Below are 17,690 nucleotides of genomic sequence, written 5' to 3'. Positions count from 1 at the left end.
ACATGTCAGGAGTCACCGCAATGGGCGTGCTGGCCGGCGCTGCAGTAGCAGGCACGGCCATGTCTGTCATCCAGGGCCAGCAGCAGCGCAAGGACGCACGCCGCGCAGCCAATGAGGCGCAGGCCAATGCCAACAAGCAGGCGAAGCAGGCAGAGCAGGACATGAACCGCGCCAACCAGCGCCAGGCAGACATTGCCGGCGCGCTGGGCGCTGCAGGTGCAGCCAACAACGCCGGCATCGGCAGCACCATGCTGACCGGCCCGCAGGGCGTGGCTCAGGACGCGCTCACGCTCGGCAAAAATACGCTGCTGGGCGGCTGACCATGCAGGGCGAGCGCAAAGGCAAGGCCAAGCGCAAGGACTTGCAGCGCCGCTGGACGCAGCTGCAGAACGAGCGCGCCAGCTGGATGTCGCACTGGCAGGACATCAGTGAGTACGTCCTGCCGCGTGCTGGCCGGTATTTTGTGGCCGACCGCAACCTGGGCGACGTTCGGCACAACAAGATCCTGGACAACACCGGCACCCGCGCCATGCGCGTGCTGGCTGCCGGCATGATGAGCGGCATGACCAGCCCGGCGCGTCCGTGGTTCCGGCTGACCACCAGCGTGGCCGAGCTGGACGAGAGCGCAGCCGTGAAGGCGTGGCTGGCAGATACCACCACGCTGATGCAGCAGGTGTTCTCGCGGTCCAACACGTACCGCGCACTGCACAGCATGTACGAGGAGCTGGCCACCTTCGGCACGGCCAGCAACATCGTGCTGGCAGACTACGACGGCATCATCCACCACTACCCGCGCACGGCCGGCGAGTATTGCCTGGCGACCGATCACCGCGGCCTGGTGGATACGCTGTACCGCGAATTCCAGATGACCGTCAGCCAGATGGTGCGGGAATTCGGCTACGAGGCCTGCAGCCGCACGGTGCAGCAGCTGTGGGATCGTGGGCAACTGGATGCCTGGGTGACGGTCAAGCACGCCATCGAGCCGCGCGCCGACCGTGACAAGTCCAAGCGCGACAACCGCAACATGGCCTGGGCCTCCGTCTACTTCGAGGACGGTGCCGATGACGACCAGCTGCTGCGCGAATCCGGATTCCGAGAATTCCCGGCGCTGTGCCCGCGCTGGGCCACGACCGGCGGTGACGTGTACGGCCAGTCGCCGGCCATGGAGGCGCTGGGCGATATCAAGCAGCTGCAGCACCAGCAGCTGCGCAAGGCGCAGGTCATCGACTACAAGAGCAACCCGCCGTTGCAGGTGCCGGTGGCGCTCAAGAACCGCGACCTGGACACGCTGCCTGGTGGCATCAGCTACGTGGACCAGGCCGGCCCGGGCGGTGGCATCCGCAGCGCATTCGACGTGAACCTGGACCTGAACCACCTGCTGATGGACATTCAGGACGTGCGCCAGCGCATCGAAGCCAGCTTCTACGCTGACCTGTTCCTGATGATCGCCAACAGCACCAACAGCAGCATGACGGCGACCGAGGTGGCAGAGCGTCATGAGGAAAAGCTGCTGATGCTGGGCCCGGTGCTGGAGCGCATGCACAACGAGATCCTGGACCCGCTGATCGCCACCACCTTCAGCCGCATGCTGGAGGCCGGCATCGTGCCGCCGCCACCTGAAGAGCTGGCCGGCATGGAGCTGAACGTGGAATTCGTCAGCATGCTGGCGCAGGCGCAGCGTGCCGTGGCCACCAACAGCGTGGACCGCTTCGTCGGCAGCCTGGGTGCCGTGGCGCAGTTCAAGCCGGAAGTGCTGGACAAACTGGACGCGGACCGCTGGGCAGACGCCTACGCCGATGCGCTGGGCATCGATCCCGAGCTGATCGTGCCGGGTGACAAGGTGGCGCTGATCCGCGAGCAGCGCGCGCAAGCAGCGCAGCAACAGCAGCAGGCCGCCATGGCGCAGCAGGCAGCAGACGCCGCGGCCAAGCTGGGCCAGGTGGACACCAGCCAGCCGAACCTGCTGACCGATGCCACCGCTGCCTTCAGCGGCTACACCTGACCGGTGCACATACCGCAGGCACAGCGCCATAAATTGCAGCCATGACGTACGACCCGACCGATATCCGCGCGCAGGAGCGAGCCAAGGCGCAAGCCAGCCAGCACGCAAAGAACGCACGCGATACCGAAGAGGCAGACGTCAAGTGGCTCATGGGGAGCAAGCGCGGTCGCCGCATCGTGTGGCGGCTGCTGGATCAGGCTGGTGTGTTCCGGTTGTCGTTCAACACGAATGCCATGCAGATGGCATTCAACGAGGGCGGCAGGAATGCGGGGCTTCGGCTGCTCAGCCTGATCAACGCGACCTGCCCGGAGCTGTATCAAACCATGATCACGGAGCAACAAGCCGATGATGGACGAGAACACCACGCTGATGACTGACGCCGCAAATACCAGCGAAGGCGAAGCCGCAGCACAATCCGCCGACCCGGGCGTCACTGAGACGCAGCAGGGCGGTCAACCGCAGCAGCCTGCCGGCGAACAGGCGCAGGGCCAGCAGCAGGCCGAGGTCAAGCAGCCGGAAGGTGCGCCGGAGAAGTACGACTTCACCGCACCGGATGGCTTCACCTTTGACGATGCCGTCATCGCCAACTTCAGCGAAGTGGCGAAGGAGCTGAACCTGCCGCAAGACAAGGCGCAGATGATGCTGGACAAGATGCAGCCGGTGCTGGCTACCCGCCAGATGGAGCAGCTGCAGGCGGCCAGCATCGAATGGGCCAATGCCGCGCGCACCGACCAGGAAATTGGCGGCGAGCGCTTCCAGGAGAACCTGGGCATGGCCAAGAAGGCCATGGAGGCCTACGCATCGCCCGAGCTGCGCCAGCTGCTGAACGAATCCACCCTGGGCAACAACCCCGAGGTCATCCGCCTGTTCTACCGCGTTGGCAAGGACATGAGCGAGGACCGTCTGGTGACCGGCCAGGGCGGCACCAACAAGGCTGCAGATCCGCGCAGCCTGTACCGCGCATCCAACATGAACCCGTAAACCAGGAGTAAAACCCATGGCTACTTTGAGCACCACCAACCCCACGCTGGCTGACGTTACCAGCCGCATGACCGCCGATGGCAAGATCGATCCGCAGATCGTCGAGCTGCTGGCAGAGACCAACGAAATCCTGGAGGACATGACTGTCCTTGAGGCCAATGGTTTCACCGAGCACAAGACCACCGTTCGCAGCGGCCTGCCGCAAGGCACCTGGCGCATGCTGAACTACGGCGTGCAGCCCGAGAAGTCCCGCACTGTGCCGGTGAAGGACAGCATGGGCATGCTGGAAACCTACGCCGAGGTGGACAAGGCACTGGCCGACCTGAACGGCAACAGCGCCGCCTGGCGTCTGTCCGAGGATCGCGCCTTCATCGAAGGCCTGAACCAGACCATGGCCAACACCCTGTTCTACGGCAACAGCTCGCTGGAACCCGAGAAGTTCATGGGCCTGGCTCCGCGCTACAGCGAAAAGGCGGCCGAGAACGGCCAGAACATCATCGACGCTGGCGGTACCGGCAGCGATAACACCAGCATCTGGCTGGTGGTGTGGTCCCCGAACACGGTGCACACCATCTACCCCAAGGGCAGCAAGGCTGGTCTGCAGTCGCGCGACCTGGGCGAAGACACCCTGACCGATGCTGCTGGCGGCCGTTACCAGGGCTACCGCACCCACTACAAGTGGGATATCGGTGCCGTGCTGCGTGATTGGCGCTTCGTGGTTCGCATTGCCAACATCGATGCATCCGACCTGGCGGCCGGCACCGGCCCGGATCTGCTGACCCTGATGGCCAAGGCGCTGCACCGCGTGCCGAACCTGCAGATGGGTCGTGCCGTGTTCTACGCCAACCGCGCTGTCCATGAGGCGCTGGATATCCAGTCCATGGGCAAGAACGGCCTGGCGCTGAAGACGCAGGAGCTGGAAGGCAAGTTCTGGCAGACCTTCCGCGGCGTGCCGATCCGCACCGTGGACGCTCTGCTCAACACCGAGGCCCGCGTCGTCTAACCCCCAAGGGGCCGGAATGACCGGCCCCGCTTGAACGAGGAACACATCATGATCATCGATAAACTGCTCAAGATCTCCAACGACCAGGCCGTGACCACGACCGCTCCGTCCACCGACGTGATCGACTTCGGCCAGGTCAACCCGAACACCGGCCTGAGCGACCGTGCCGTCATGGTCGTCACCGTGGGCGTCACGCCGACTGCTGCCGGCGCTGCCACCGTCACGTTCGCCGTGCAGGACTCTGCCGACAACAGCTCCTGGGCGGACGTGGTGGCTACCGGTGCCATCGCCATCACCGCGCTGGCGGCTGGTCAGCAGGTAGTGATCCCGATGCCGACCAAGCATCGCCGCTACGTGCGCCTGAACTACACCGTGGGCACTGGTCCGCTGACTGCTGGCAAGTTCGACGCCCAGGTGGTGGCTGGCATCCAGCAGAACACCGCGCACCCTGATGCGATCTGATAGGTGGCCGACATGAAGGTGAAGGCAACCAAGCAGGGTTTCTATGAGAAGCTGCGCGAAGCTGGCGAGGTGTTCGACGTGAAGGAAGGCGAGGCCGGTTCGTGGTTCGAGCCGGTGGAGTCTGTCGAAGCTGCGCCGAAGAAGGCAACTGCTCGCAAGCCGCAGGCTGCCGCTGACGACCAGGCCTGACCACGGCCTGCGACACGCAACAAGAGCGGGGGCCATCGTGCCCCCGTTTTTCATAGGAGCAAAAGACCATGGCATCCGTCATCGACATCTGCAATCTGGCGCTGGCACGCCTGGGCGACAACGCCACGCTGGCCAGCATCGACCCGCCTGAAGGTTCCGCCCAGGCTGAACACTGCGCACGCTTCTACCCGATGGCGCGCGACACGCTGCTGGAAATGCACCCCTGGAAGTTCGCCACGCGCCGCGTGCAACTGGCGCAGCTGGTGGACGACGGCCTGAGTGGCTGGAGTTTCGCCTACGCGAAGCCGCAGGACTGCATCCGCATCCACGATGTGCTGCCGCCAGCCGGGCGCATGGGCGCTGCCGTGCCGTACGCGACCGAAGCGCGCGCCGATGGTGCCGAGGTGATCCGTGTCGATATGGACGATGCCACGCTGCGCTACACGGCGCGCATCGAGGACACCACGGTTTTCCCCCCAGCCTTCACGGATGCACTGGTCTGGCTGCTGGCGTCCTATCTGGCCGGTCCGGTAATCAAGGGCGATGCTGGCGCGCAGATGGCCAGCGTGTGCTTGAAGGCATTCCAGTCGGTCTACGCCGCGGCCACGGTATCTGACAGCAACCAGCAACGACCGGCGCGCGATCATGTGCCTGACTGGATTCAGGCGCGGGGTTGAGTATGGCAAACATCCGTACGCTGAAAACCAGCTTCACCGGCGGCGAGATTTCGCCGGAAATGTTTGGCCGCATCGATGACGTCAAGTTCCAGAACGGCCTGGCCATCTGCCGCAACTTCGTGGTCAAACCGCATGGACCAGTTGAGAACCGCGCGGGCTTCAGCTTCGTACGCGCCGCCAAGGACAGCAGCAAGCGCGTGCGCCTGATCCCGTTCACGTTCAGCACCGACCAGACGATGGTGCTGGAAATGGGCGCAGGCTATTTCCGCTTCCATACCAACGGATCCACCCTGATGAGCGGTGGCATGCCCTACGAGGTGGACACGCCCTACAACGAAGCCGACCTGTTCGATATTCATTATGTGCAAAGCGGTGACGTGCTGACGCTGGTGCACCCGAACTATGAGCCGCGCGAGCTGCGCCGCCTTGGTGCCACCAACTGGCAGTTGACGCCGATCCCATTTGCTGTGGCCATCGCCGCGCCAACCGGCGTCACGGCTGTGGCTGCCGGCCACACGGGAGCCAAGTACACCTACAAATACGTGGTTACGGCCATCGACGCCGATGGCACCGGGGAATCTGTTGCATCTGCCGTCAGCACCGTGACGGGCAACCTGTTCGAGACGGGCGCTACTGTCACCATCAGCTGGTCGCCGGTGGCCGGTGCATCGCGTTACCAGGTCTACAAGCTGCAAGCCGGCCTGTACGGTTACCTGGGCGAGACGGACACCACCAGCCTGATCGATGACAACATCGCGCCGGACCTGAGCGCCACGCCGCCGCGGTATGACGACCCGTTCAGCGGTGTCGGCAACTACCCGGCGGCCGTCAGCTACTACGAGCAGCGCCGCGTGTTTGCCGGTACGCGCAACAAGCCGCAGGCGGTATGGATGACCAAGGCCGGCACCGAGACGAACATGGCGTATTCGATCCCGGTCCGTGACGATGACCGCATCGCGTTCCGCGTGGCAGCGCGCGAGGCGAACACCATCCGCCACATCGTGCCGCTGACCCAACTGATGCTGCTGACGTCATCGGCAGAGTGGCAGGTTGGCACCAGCAACAGCGATGTGCTGTCGCCCAGCACGATCAACGTGAAGCCGCAGAGCTATGTTGGTGCATCCAACGTGCAGCCGGTCATCATCAACAACACGCTGATCTACGGCGCTGCGCGTGGTGGCCACGTGCGCGAGCTGGCCTACAACTGGCAGGCTGGCGGCCACCTGACGGGCGATCTGTCCCTGCGCACGCACCACCTGTTCGACAACTTGGACGTTCTGGACATGGCCTACAGCAAGGCTCCGCTGCCGGTCGTGTGGTTCGTGTCGTCATCCGGCAAGCTGCTGGGCCTGACCTACGTGCCGGAGCAGCAGGTCGGAGCCTGGCACCAGCACGACACCGATGGTGTGTTCGAGTCCTGCGCCGTGGTGGCTGAGGGCAGGGAGGACGTGCTGTATGTCGTGGTACGTCGCCACATCAACGGTCAGGACGTGCGCTACATCGAGCGCCAGGAGACGCGGCAGTTCGTGGACCAGGCAGATGCCTTCTTCGTGGATAGCGGCCTGCGCTACGAGGGCGTGCCGGCAGATACGTTTACCGGACTGGGCCACCTGGAAGGCAAGACGGTCAGCATCCTGGCCGATGGCGCCGTGCATCCGCAGCGCGTGGTGACCGGTGGCCAGATCACATTGGACGTGGAAGCCAGCACCGTGCAGATAGGCCTGCCGTACCAGGCTGACATGCAGACGCTGCCGCTGGCGGCGCAGCTGCGTGACGGATCGTTTGCCCAGGGCCGGTTCAAGAACGTGAACAAGGTCTGGCTGCGCGTGCACCGCTCAAGCGGCATCTGGACGGGGCCGAGCATGGACGAACTGGTGGAATCCAAGCGGCGCACGACCGAGCCCTACGGCACGCCGCCGGCGCTGAAGACCGAGGAAATCCAGATCGTGCTGACACCGACATGGGCTGACAGTGGCCAGGTCTGCCTGCGTCAGTCTGACCCGCTGCCGTTGACGGTGGTCAACATTACCAGCGAGGTGGCGCTGGGCGGCTGACCTGTGCACATACCTGATGCCGGGAGCGATACCTTCCCAGCATCAAGAGAGGTGCATATGGGATTTAACGCTGGACAGATGGCGACTGCATCGCTGATCGGGCAGGGTGCCGGTGTGGCCATGCAGGGCATCGGCACGTATTTCAGCGCGGCCACGCAAAAGGAAAACCTGCGAGCGCAGGCCGCCATGGCCGAGGTCAACGCGCGCATTGCCGAGATGGGCGCGCAATCGGCTCTGCGCTCCGGCCAGTACGAAGTCGGCCGCCTGACGTTGCAGGCCGGCCAGCTGAAGGGTCGCCAGCGCGCCGCGCTGGCCGGCAGTGGCGTGGTCATGGGCGAGGGCAGTGCGCGCGAGGTGCAGGCGTCCACGGATGTCATGAAGGACATCGACAAGAACGCGCTGCTGGCCAATGCCGTGAGCCAGGCCTGGGGCCATCGCATGCAGGGCGTGAACTACCAGAACGAGGCCATCTACGCGCGTGCCAATGCCAAGGGTATCAACCCGCTGATGCAGGCCGGTACGTCGCTGCTGGGCGGCGCGTCGCAAGTGGCGGCCAGCTGGTACCAGATGAAGCAGGCCGGGGCGTGGGGCAACAACAAGCCCGCTCCGGTCGAGGACCGCAGCGATTACAGCCCTGTCTGGAAACCTGTTAGCTGGAGTTGATGACATGAGAATCCCCGCATACGACGACCTGCGCGTCGGGCTGAATCAGTTGCCGACGCCGACCATGCGCTCCGGCGAAGTGCAGGACACGGCCAGCCGGCAGATCACAGCCGCCGGCCAGGGGTTACAGCGCGCTGGCCAGGATCTGACCAAGCACGTGCTGGAGCTGCAGCAAGAGGTCAACGACACCATGCTGATGGGTCGGCTGAACCTTATCAAAGAGCATGCCATCGAGCTGGAGCACAACCAGCAGACAGGCTTTCGGATGCTGAAGGGTGACCAGGCGCTGACCCGTCCGGACAACCAAACACTGGAAGATGAGTACAGCGGCGCGCTGCAGAAGTTCATCGACCAGCAGGGCGAAGGACTGGCTCCGGCTGTGTTGTCCCGGTACCGCGAACAGACCGGCAATATGGTGAACGGCTTGCGTGAGCGCGCCATGGTTCACCGCAACGGCGAGTTTGTGACCTACACGGTCAAGCAGAACGAGGCCATCATCGCCACGGCTGCGCGTGAGATTGCGCTGAACCCCGGCGACGAGAAGGTGCTGGCGGCTGCAACGGGGCGCATCGATGCCGGCATTGACCGTATCGCATCGATCAACGGCATGGCTCCCGAGCAAAAGGAGCAGGTGCGCCGCGCACAGATCAGCAGCGCACTGCGCGGTGCCGTGACGCAGCTGATGGACGACGACCCGCACAAGGCCACGGCATTCCTGGAGAAGCATCTGGACAAGATGGACTATCCGGATGTGGTGGCGCTACGCGGGCAGTTGACGGAAGCAATCGATAGAGCAGACGGCATCGCTGCTGGTGAGGCCATCGTCAAAGGTGGCGGTCCTGTAAACACTGACTTCGAATCGATCTTCCAGCACACGCTGAAGATTGAAGGGGGGTATGTTGCGGATGACGCCGGCAAGGGCGAAACCAATCTTGGTATCAACAAGACGGCGAACCCAGATCTGAACATCAAGGGTATGACCGTCAGCAAGGCGCGCGAGGTGTACCGCCAGCGATATTGGAATGCCATTGGCGGCGACAGTCTGCCGCCGCAGGTGCGTGCCATCGCCTTCGACGCGGCAGTCAACCACGGCCCCAGCTTTGCCAACAAGATCATCGCGCAGGCTGACGGCGACCCGGCCAAGATGATCGCCTTGCGTCGCGCCGAATACGCGCGCCTGGTCCGCTCCAATCCGGGCAAGTATGGGAAGTATGCCAAGTCCTGGGAGAGCCGCCTCAAGTCGCTTGAGGGTGGAGCTGGCCCACGTAGTACGGCAACCATGCTGGCGCAAGCCGATCAGATTCAGAACCCGAAGCAGCGTGACTATGCGAAAAAAACCGTACGCGAGCGGGCGGCAGAAGACGAGTTTGCGCGCAAGGAAGATTACGAAAACCGGTACACGCAGGCGCAGACGACCGCGTTTTCACGCCCCGGCGGCTGGGCTGACATTCCGTCCAGCGAGTGGTCGCAGATCAAGCCGGAGGACCAGGCGCGCCTGATGGCTGGCGCTCCCAAGGTGGACGAGCCAGAGGCCATGCAGCAGCTGCTGTCGAATCCGTCGCTGTGGGCTCCTGGAAAGATCGAGCAATTCCGCCACTTGGTGACGGAATCCACCTACCGGCAGTTCCAGGCAAAGGGTCGTGGAGAGGGGGCCAGCGAACGGATCTTCGAAGCCACCATCGACAACAACCAGCTCAACGAGCAGCTACAAAGTGCTGGCCTGTTCCACCTGGTCAGCCCCAAGAAGGACGGCGACAAGGAGGCCAAGAACAGCCTGCTGTCCGCGCTGCAGCGTGAGATCAACGCTCAGCAGCAGGCGCGCGGCCGCAAGCTGACGCTGGAGGAAAAGCGGGTTTTGACACATCAGCTGATCAAGCCTGTGCGCGTGCAGGCCAGCCGCACCGGCTCGCTGTTCGGCTTGTTCGATGGCAGCACCAGCATGGAAAAGCGTGCCTGGCAGGTCGAGAACCCCGGAAACATCCTCATCCCCAAGCAGGCCGCAGACGCCATTGTGGCCGCGCTGCGCGCCAATGGCATCCCGCCCACCACCGAGAACATCGTCGCCGCCTATCTGCGCGCGGAGAACAGCAAATGACTGACTATCAGAAGATCGCCAGCGACATGCGCGCTGAATACGACGCGCGCCAGAATGCCCTGACCTACAGCCTGGGTGACGCCATCAAGAACAACCCGGACGAGTATGCCCGGATGAAGAAGTGGTCCGAGGCCAGTGGCATCAGCATGGACCTGATCACCGGCGGCGACTTCCGAGCCGAGGCGCAGGAGGCGGCCTACCTGCAAGGCATGAACATCGGCAAGCTGTGGGAGGACGCGCCGACCACGGCGCAGGCGCTGACCGATCCAGATGTTGCCGGTGTGGCGCACGATGACGTGGAAAACCTGTCGCTGCTGGAGCGCACGATCCGGGACATACGCACGGGGCGCGGCGCGATCGGTGGGGCAGCGCATTCCGTGCGCCGCGCTGGTGGAAACTTCGCGGCAGGCCTGGCGATTGACCCTAACGCGGCCGTGTGGGGTTGGGCGCAAGGCGGTGCGCAGATGCTGCAGGAGATGACCGGCAGCGACACGGTAGGCCATGCTGCCGACTGGTTTGGCAAGATGCGCAAGACGTCCGAGGGCATCGGCAACAAGCTGGCGGGCGACGGCAGTCAGGACGGACTGATCGAGGGCGGCGTCTACAGCGGTTTCCGCAGCACCGGCATGATGCTGCCCGGCATGGTCCTGTCGATCATGTCCGGTGGCGTGTCCGCGCCTGCACTGATCACCATGGGCGTGAACGCTGGCGGCCAGTCGGTCGGCAAGGGCCTGGACCACGGTTTGCCGGCTGGGCAAGCGCTGATGTATGGCGCAGAGGATGCGGTGGCTGAGATGGCGACCGAGGCCATTCCGGTGGCCAAATTCCTGGGGGACTTGAAGGCGGGAGCCAGCTTCTGGAAGATCATCGGCAACCAGATGGTGCGCGAAGCTCCGACCGAAGCCGTGGCCACGGCCTGGCAGGGTGCGAACGAGTGGATGAACCTGAACCCGGACAAGTCCTTTGGCGACTACATCAAGGAGCAGGGTCCGGCTCAGGCGCAGACGCTGGTGGCGGTGATGACGACCACGCTGCTGACCGGCGGCTTCGGTGCAGGCTACAACCGCTTCGCCAACTCGCAGAAGAAGGCCGAGGAGGCCGAGCGCAACGCCAAGGCCATGGAGCAGTTCAAGGAGCTGGTGGCAGTCAGCAAGGTGCTGCAGCGCGACCCGGCGACCTTCGAGCGATTCGTGGAGGACGCAGGCGGTGCCACGACCGTGTTTGTGGATGGCCCCAGCCTGATGCAGTCCGGCCTGGCCGAGCAGGTTATCAGCGCAGTCACACCGGACACGGCCCAGCAGATCCGCACGGCAGTGGAAACGGGTGGCCAGGCCGCCATCCCGGTGGGCGAGTACGCAGCACGCATCGCGCCGCTGGACGAGAGCAACGCGCTGCTGGACAACATCAAACTGGACGACCCGGACGGCTACACGCGAGCCGAGGCGCAGCAGTACCTGCAAAGCCAGGTGCAGGAGATGGAGGCCGACATGGAGCGCCGCGCCAGCCAGGTCGAGGCGCAGGATGTGTTCCGCAGCGACTCCGCCTATATCCGCGATCGCGTGAACGAGGTGCTGACAGCTTACGGCAAGACGTCGCCGCAGGCCAATCCGGTGCTTTCCACGCTGTGGGGCAACCACTTCGCCACGCTGGCGCAGGACACCGGGCAGAGTGTGCAGTCGCTGTGGCAGCAGTTTGGTCTGCGCATGGGCCGCCAGAAGGGTCAGCAGGCGTATGGGCAGGGCAGTGGCCGCACATTCGCTGCCGAGAACCTGGCGACCCTGGGAGATTTCCAGACCGGCAAGCCGGTGACGTTCAATTACGTGCACAACACGGACAGCGCCACCGAGCGCTTCGGGCTGCCGCAGGAGGGCGACCCGTACCAGCGCGACATTGAGCCGTCTGGCCGCTACGTGTCAGCTGGCGACCTTGCAGCTGGCGCGCCGGCGAACCTGACTGGTGGCACGCTGACCTTCAACAATCCGCTGGTGCTGAATCAGGAAACCTGGAAGCAAGACCTGTTCAACCACTACCAGCAGCGTGGCAAGCATCTGAGCGCTGCGCTGATCGCTGACGGCTACGACGGCGTGGTGACGGTGGACCAGTACGGCACCAGCGAGATTTTGGACCTGACCACGTTTGATGCTGGTAAGGCGCTGTATCAGCAGCCTGCCTTCGACGGCCCCGAGATCGGCAACACGCCGCTGGGCGATCTGGCCGAGATCGAGGTGGATGGCGTGCAGCGCTCCACGACCAACAGCAACGGTCAGCCGATCCATCCGACCGAGGAAGGTGTGCGCAACTTCTGGCGTTGGTTTGGGGACAGCAGGGTGGTCGATGAGAACGGCGAGCCGCTGGTGGTGTATCACGGCACGCGCCACAGCTTCGACGCTTTTGAGCGCGAAGGACGTAATGGGCGTGATCGTCTTCACTACTTTAGCGCCGACCCGGCGGTGGCGAGCGAGTATGCGGGAAGCACGCAATACGGCGACCCGAACGTAATGCCTGTCTACGTGTCGCTGCAAAAGCCGTTCACGTTTGACGCTGGCGGCGAACAGTGGGGATCGCTGCCGCTCGATTTATTCCCGGCTGAAATCTCGCAGCATTTCGATGAGCGCAATATTCTGCGCGGTCGCACTGGACAGGTTCCGCGTATCGGCTTCACGAATGTGATTCGCGGGGCACTCGCTGCCGGTTATGACGGTGTGATAGCCGACCAAATCCGTGACGGCGGAGGGCCATACGGGGATCAAAACCCGAGCAAGGTTGTTGTGGCCGCCAAGCCAGAGCAGATCAAATCCGCCATCGGCAATCAAGGCACGTTCGATGGCAGTGATGCAAATATCCTGTACCAGTCCGAACAAAATCCTGTCTCGCGCATTTCTGGAAACGAATTTGGCTCAGGCAGCACGAGCGACCTGCGTAAAGCGGCCAAGACCTGGTATGACGAGACGCTGCGTGGCACCACGGTAGAGAATGCGGCCAGTGGCAAGCAGATCCGATTTGGCCGTGGCGGCAAGGCTTTCAGTGCGAGCGCGTCCCCTTTGAAGACCAAGCTGTTTGCTGCCTTGCCTGACTTGCTACGTAATGGTCAGATCCTTAACAGCCATCCGCCTGCTGATGCTGCGCGGGAAAGCAACGTGCGCGCCTACCACTGGCTGGAGGGTGTGGTGCAAGTTGGCGACGAGCTGCACCGTGTTGGTGTCACCTTGCGCGAAGACAACCGAGGCAACCTCTATTACAACCACAATCCGCTGCAAAACGAAACCCCGCAGACATCAGGACTCGGGAGCACCGCTCACAAAGCGGGTGCCGGAACCAATGAAGGCGGGGCTTACAACCAGAATATAGAGCAGGTGCCTGGTGATGTCAATCTGGAAGTCTTGGAGCAAGGCCCGGCTGCACGCGGAGCCTTCACCCCCGCCAACTGGAACATTGAGCTCTTCAAGAATGCCGACCTGAGCACCTTCCTGCACGAATCCGGCCACTTCTTCCTGGAGATGCGCCTGGACGTGGCCAACCAGCTTCAGGCAAAGGTGAATGCCGGCCAGCAGCTGACGCCTGGCGAGCAGCGCATCATGCGCGACATGCAGACCGTGATGCAGTGGTTTGGCTTGCGCGACCTGAACGAGTGGAACAACCTGGACTTTGAAGAGCGCCGCAGCTACCACGAGCAGTTTGCGCGCGGCTTCGAGGCCTACCTGTTCGAGGGCAAGGCTCCGAACATCGAGATGCACAGCCTGTTCCAGCGCTTCCGCGCATGGCTGCTGAACGTCTACAAGGAGCTGGAGGCGCTGAACGTCGAGCTGACCGACGAGGTGCGCGGCACGTTCGACCGCATGCTGGCCACCGACGAGCAGATCGAGCTGGCCGAGCAGGGGCGCAGCATGCTGCCACTGTTCGCATCCGCAGAGCAGGCTGGCATGACCACGGAGGAATTCGCCGCCTACCAGCTGTTGGGCGCAGAGGCCACGGCTGACGCCGCTGCAGACCTGCAGGCGCGCGGCATCCGCGACATGCAGTGGCTGCGCAACGCACGCAGCAAGCGGCTGAAGGCGCTGCAAGCCGAAGCCAAGGAGCGCCGCGCCGAGATCGAGATGCAGGTGCGCAAGGAGGTGTCGCAGCGCTCCGTGTACCGGGTCTGGCAGTTCCTGACCAACAAGATGACCGCTGAGGACAAGGTGCCGGTGGTCGAGCCGCCGAAGCAGACCCGCACGCTGAATCCCGAGGTAGATAACCTGTTCCAGGCCATCGCCAAATTGGGCGGCCTGCACCGTGCCGATGTGGAATCCCTGTGGGGCTTCGGCAAGAAAGAGCGCAGCCCGCAAGCGGGCTTCGGTCTGTACGTGCTGCGCAAGGAAGGCCACAGCATCGAAGCCATGACCGAGAAACTGGTCGAGGCGGGCTACCTGATTCCGGACGCTGACGGTCAAGTTGACCCGGCCGTGTTCGAAGAGAAGTTCCACGAAGAGCTGGCCGGCAACAGCCAGTATTCGATCCACCACGATATCGCCGCGCAGCAGGAGCAGCGCGCCGGCGAGCAGGCGACGAACCTGGAGCAGCTGGGCGCTGGCCGACTGGATCTGGCTGCGCTCAAGGACATGGGCCTGGCTGACGAAGTGGTCAACGTGCTGGTGGCGCGCAAGATGACGGCCAAGAACGGTCTGCATCCTGATCTGGTGGCCGAGCTGTTTATCGATCCCGAGATGCAGGAACCGATGTTTGAGAGCGGTGACGCGCTGGTGCACTACCTGGCCACGGCCAACGACATGCAGGCTGAGATCGATGCGCTGACCGACCAGCGCATGCTGGAGCAGTACGGCGATATCGCCACGCCCGAGGCGCTGGAGCGTGCTGCTGATGCGGCCATCCACAACGATGCTCGCGCGCGCATGATCACGACCGAGGCCAACGCGATCAACCGTGCCACCGGCAAGCCGAAGATCATGCTGCAGGCTGCCAAGCAATACGCCAGCGCGGCAGTTGGCCGGCTGAAGGTGCGCAACGTGAAGCCGCTGCAATACTCCAACGCGGAGGCGCGCGCGGCCAGGGCGGCTGACAAGGCCATGAAGGCCGGCGACAACGAGCTGGCTGCTTCTGAGAAGCGCAACCAGCTGCTGAACAACCAGCTGGCGCGCGAGGCGCACCTGGCGCGTGAAGAGGTGGACAAGGGCCTGCGCTACTTCAAGAAGTTCGACAAGGTGGTCAAGGGCATCGACTTCGAATACCAGGACCAGATCCACCAGCTGCTGGAGCGCTTCGATCTGCGCAAGGGCCAGACGCGCAAGGCGGCGGACAAGCGCAAGGGTCTGGCGGAGTGGATCAAGGCGCAAGAAGATCTGGGCATGGTGCCGAACCTGGACCCGCTGATCGCGGCAGAAGCCTTCAAGACCAGCTACCTGGAGATGACGGTCGAGGAATTCCGCGGCCTGAAGGATGCGGTCGAGCAGATCGAGCACCTGGGTCGGTTGAAGAAGAAGCTGCTGACGGCCAAGGACCAGCGCGAATTCAACGCCATCGCGGAAGAGGCGGCCGCCACGATCATCGATAACGGCGGCAAAGCCAAGAACGTGCCGCTGGAGCCGGACCGTGGCCTGCTGTCCTGGGCGCGTGGCTTTCTGGCATCGCATCGCAAGTTCAGCAGCCTGATGCGCCAGATGGACGGCGGCAAGGATGCCGGCATCATGCAGGAGACGCTGACCCGCACCATGAACGACCGCGGCACCTGGGAGGCGGTGCAGCAGGAAAAGGCCACGATGCGCCTGGGCGAGATCTACGCGCCGCTGCTGGAGCTGGGCGATTTGAACAAGAAGAAGCTGGTGCCTGGCACCAACATCAGCCTGTCGCGCGCCGGCCGCATGTCGGTGCTGCTGAATATGGGCAACCAGGACAACATGCAGCGCCTGCAGACCACCTTCACGCCGGCGCAGTTGCGCGCCATCGTGGCGCAGACAACCGAGGTCGAAGCGCAGTTCGTGAGCGACGTGTGGGAATTCCTGGACAGCTACTGGCCGGATGTCGCTGCCAAGGAAAAACGCCTGACTGGCAAGGAGCCGGGCAAGGTCGAGGCCGCGCCATTCGAGATCACGCTGGCCGATGGTAGCCAGCGGCAGATGCGCGGCGGCTACTACCCGATCAAGTACGATGCCGCGGCCAGCGATCGGGCGGCATCGAACGACGCGGCGCAGCAGGCCAAGGAGATGATGGCCGGTGCTTACACCCGTGCCACCACGCGCCGTGGCCACACGAAGGCGCGCCAGGAGAACGTCAACCAGAAGCTGGCTTTTGACCTGAACGTCATCACCCAGCACGTACAGCAGGTGACGCATGACCTGGCCTGGCATGAGTGGCTGATCGATGCCAACCGCATGCTGAGCGACAAGCGCATTACCGGTGCCATCCGGGACCATTACGGCCACGAGATCCTGGACACGCTGAAGGATCATGTGAAGAGCATTGCCACGGACAACCTGCAGACGATGGATGCCATGGACATGGTGGCCGCCTACCTGAAGGGCGCAGTAGCACGTAGCACCATGGGCCTGAGCATGACGACTGCGCTGATGCAGCCCTTCGGCCTGACGCAATCCATGTACCGCATCGGCCCGCGCTACGTCATCAGCGGCATGCGCCACTGGCTGGGCGATGCTGCACGCTTCCAGAACAGCATGCGTGAGATCAGCGAGAAGTCGGACTTCATGCGGCTGCGCGACAAGACCTTCAACCGGGAACTGGCGCAGATCAATGCCACGGTGTCCAAGGGGAAGGGCAAGGCGCGGCAGGTGGCGGATGCCAGTCTGTTCTACCTGATGCAGAAGATGCAGCTGATCGCTGACGTGCCGACCTGGTGGGGCGCTTACGACAAGGCCATCGACCAGGGGTTGAGCGAAGAGCAGGCTGTGCGCATGGCCGACCAGGCGGTGATCGAGTCGCAGGGCGGCGGCCAGACCAAGGACCTGGCTGCAGTGCAGCGCAACCATCCGTTCCTGACGATGTTCTACAGCTACTTCAGCGTGACCTACAACCTGATGGCGGAAAGCACGGCCAGCACCAACTGGCGCAGTCCTGCCAGCATTGCCGGCTGGATGGGCGACATGGCCATGCTGGCGGTCATCCCGGCCATGGGTCCGTCCTTGCTGCTGATGCTGCTGAAGGGCGAGGGCGGCGATGATGACGACCTGGCGACCTGGGGCAAGCGGCTGCTGGGCTGGCAGGCCGGCTACCTGATGAGCGCAGTGGTAGGCTTGCGCGAAGCCAGCGGCCTGGTGGCTGGCTACGACTACACCGGTCCGGCCGTGACGCGCGCCTTCGCTGATGCCGGTGGCCTGATGAAGCAGGCGCAGCAGGGTGAGCTGGACGAAGGCCTGGCGATGTCATCGGCGCGCCTGACGGGTACTCTGCTGGGCTTGCCGGCCACGCAGGCGATCCGTAGCTATCGCGGCTGGAAGGCATGGGACGAGGGCGATGCGCCGATCACGTCCTTGCTTGTGGGTCCGCCGGCGAGAGATTGACGCGGTGCACATACCTGACCGCTGACCGTTGAGACTTCCCCCTATCCACAGGGGGA

General features: G+C 63.8%; 12 protein-coding genes. All 12 read left to right on the top strand.

Going from position 1 to position 17,690, the window contains the following annotated elements; all coding sequences use genetic code 11:
* Positions 1–2: 2 nt before the first annotated feature.
* The 12 genes from V1261_RS07770 to V1261_RS07715 all read left to right on the top strand — a co-directional run bounded on the left by V1261_RS07770 (position 3) and on the right by V1261_RS07715 (position 17,634).
* On the top strand, positions 3–320 hold the full coding sequence (locus tag V1261_RS07770; RefSeq protein ID WP_329771127.1) for a hypothetical protein: 318 nt from the start codon (positions 3–5) through the stop codon (positions 318–320).
* Between the two features lie 2 nt (positions 321–322).
* Positions 323–2,002, top strand: a complete 1,680-nt coding sequence (locus tag V1261_RS07765; RefSeq protein ID WP_329771126.1) for a portal protein — start codon at positions 323–325, stop codon at positions 2,000–2,002.
* Positions 2,003–2,043: 41 nt separating this feature from the next.
* Positions 2,044–2,379 (top strand): Bbp19 family protein, encoded by a 336-nt coding sequence (locus V1261_RS07760; RefSeq protein ID WP_329771125.1) that lies wholly within the window; start codon positions 2,044–2,046, stop codon positions 2,377–2,379.
* Positions 2,372–2,983 carry a protease gene (locus V1261_RS07755; protein ID WP_329771123.1) on the top strand — a complete coding sequence of 204 codons (612 nt, stop codon included), beginning with the start codon at positions 2,372–2,374 and terminating at the stop codon, positions 2,981–2,983. The genes V1261_RS07760 and V1261_RS07755 overlap by 8 nt, the downstream gene beginning before the upstream one ends.
* Positions 2,984–2,999: 16 nt before the next feature.
* Positions 3,000–3,986 carry a major capsid protein gene (locus V1261_RS07750; RefSeq protein WP_329771122.1) on the top strand — a complete coding sequence of 329 codons (987 nt, stop codon included), beginning with the start codon at positions 3,000–3,002 and terminating at the stop codon, positions 3,984–3,986.
* Positions 3,987–4,034: 48 nt separating this feature from the next.
* Positions 4,035–4,448 (top strand): Bbp16 family capsid cement protein, encoded by a 414-nt coding sequence (locus tag V1261_RS07745; RefSeq protein WP_329771120.1) that lies wholly within the window; start codon positions 4,035–4,037, stop codon positions 4,446–4,448.
* A 12-nt stretch (positions 4,449–4,460) separates the two neighbouring features.
* Complete coding sequence (locus tag V1261_RS07740) at positions 4,461–4,637, top strand: hypothetical protein (protein ID WP_329771118.1); 177 nt, start codon at positions 4,461–4,463, stop codon at positions 4,635–4,637.
* Between the two features lie 68 nt (positions 4,638–4,705).
* Positions 4,706–5,314 carry a phage connector family protein gene (locus tag V1261_RS07735; protein WP_329771117.1) on the top strand — a complete coding sequence of 203 codons (609 nt, stop codon included), beginning with the start codon at positions 4,706–4,708 and terminating at the stop codon, positions 5,312–5,314.
* A 2-nt stretch (positions 5,315–5,316) separates the two neighbouring features.
* Positions 5,317–7,368, top strand: a complete 2,052-nt coding sequence (locus tag V1261_RS07730; RefSeq protein ID WP_329771116.1) for a phage tail protein — start codon at positions 5,317–5,319, stop codon at positions 7,366–7,368.
* A gap of 57 nt (positions 7,369–7,425) precedes the next feature.
* A complete protein-coding gene (locus tag V1261_RS07725) occupies positions 7,426–8,031 on the top strand; it encodes a virion core protein, T7 gp14 family (RefSeq protein WP_329771115.1) in 606 nt (201 codons plus the stop codon).
* 79 nt (positions 8,032–8,110) lie between these two features.
* A complete protein-coding gene (locus V1261_RS07720) occupies positions 8,111–10,126 on the top strand; it encodes a glycosyl hydrolase 108 family protein (protein WP_329771114.1) in 2,016 nt (671 codons plus the stop codon).
* Positions 10,123–17,634, top strand: a complete 7,512-nt coding sequence (locus tag V1261_RS07715; protein ID WP_329771113.1) for an ADP-ribosyltransferase-containing protein — start codon at positions 10,123–10,125, stop codon at positions 17,632–17,634. The genes V1261_RS07720 and V1261_RS07715 overlap by 4 nt, the downstream gene beginning before the upstream one ends.
* Positions 17,635–17,690 lie beyond the last annotated feature (56 nt).

It is taken from the genome of Brachymonas sp. J145, from assembly GCF_036312245.1.
GTDB lineage: Bacteria > Pseudomonadota > Gammaproteobacteria > Burkholderiales > Burkholderiaceae_C > Brachymonas > Brachymonas wangyanguii.
The sequence above is the reverse complement of the archived record's forward strand: the minus strand, read 5'-3'. Positions and strand labels throughout refer to the sequence as shown.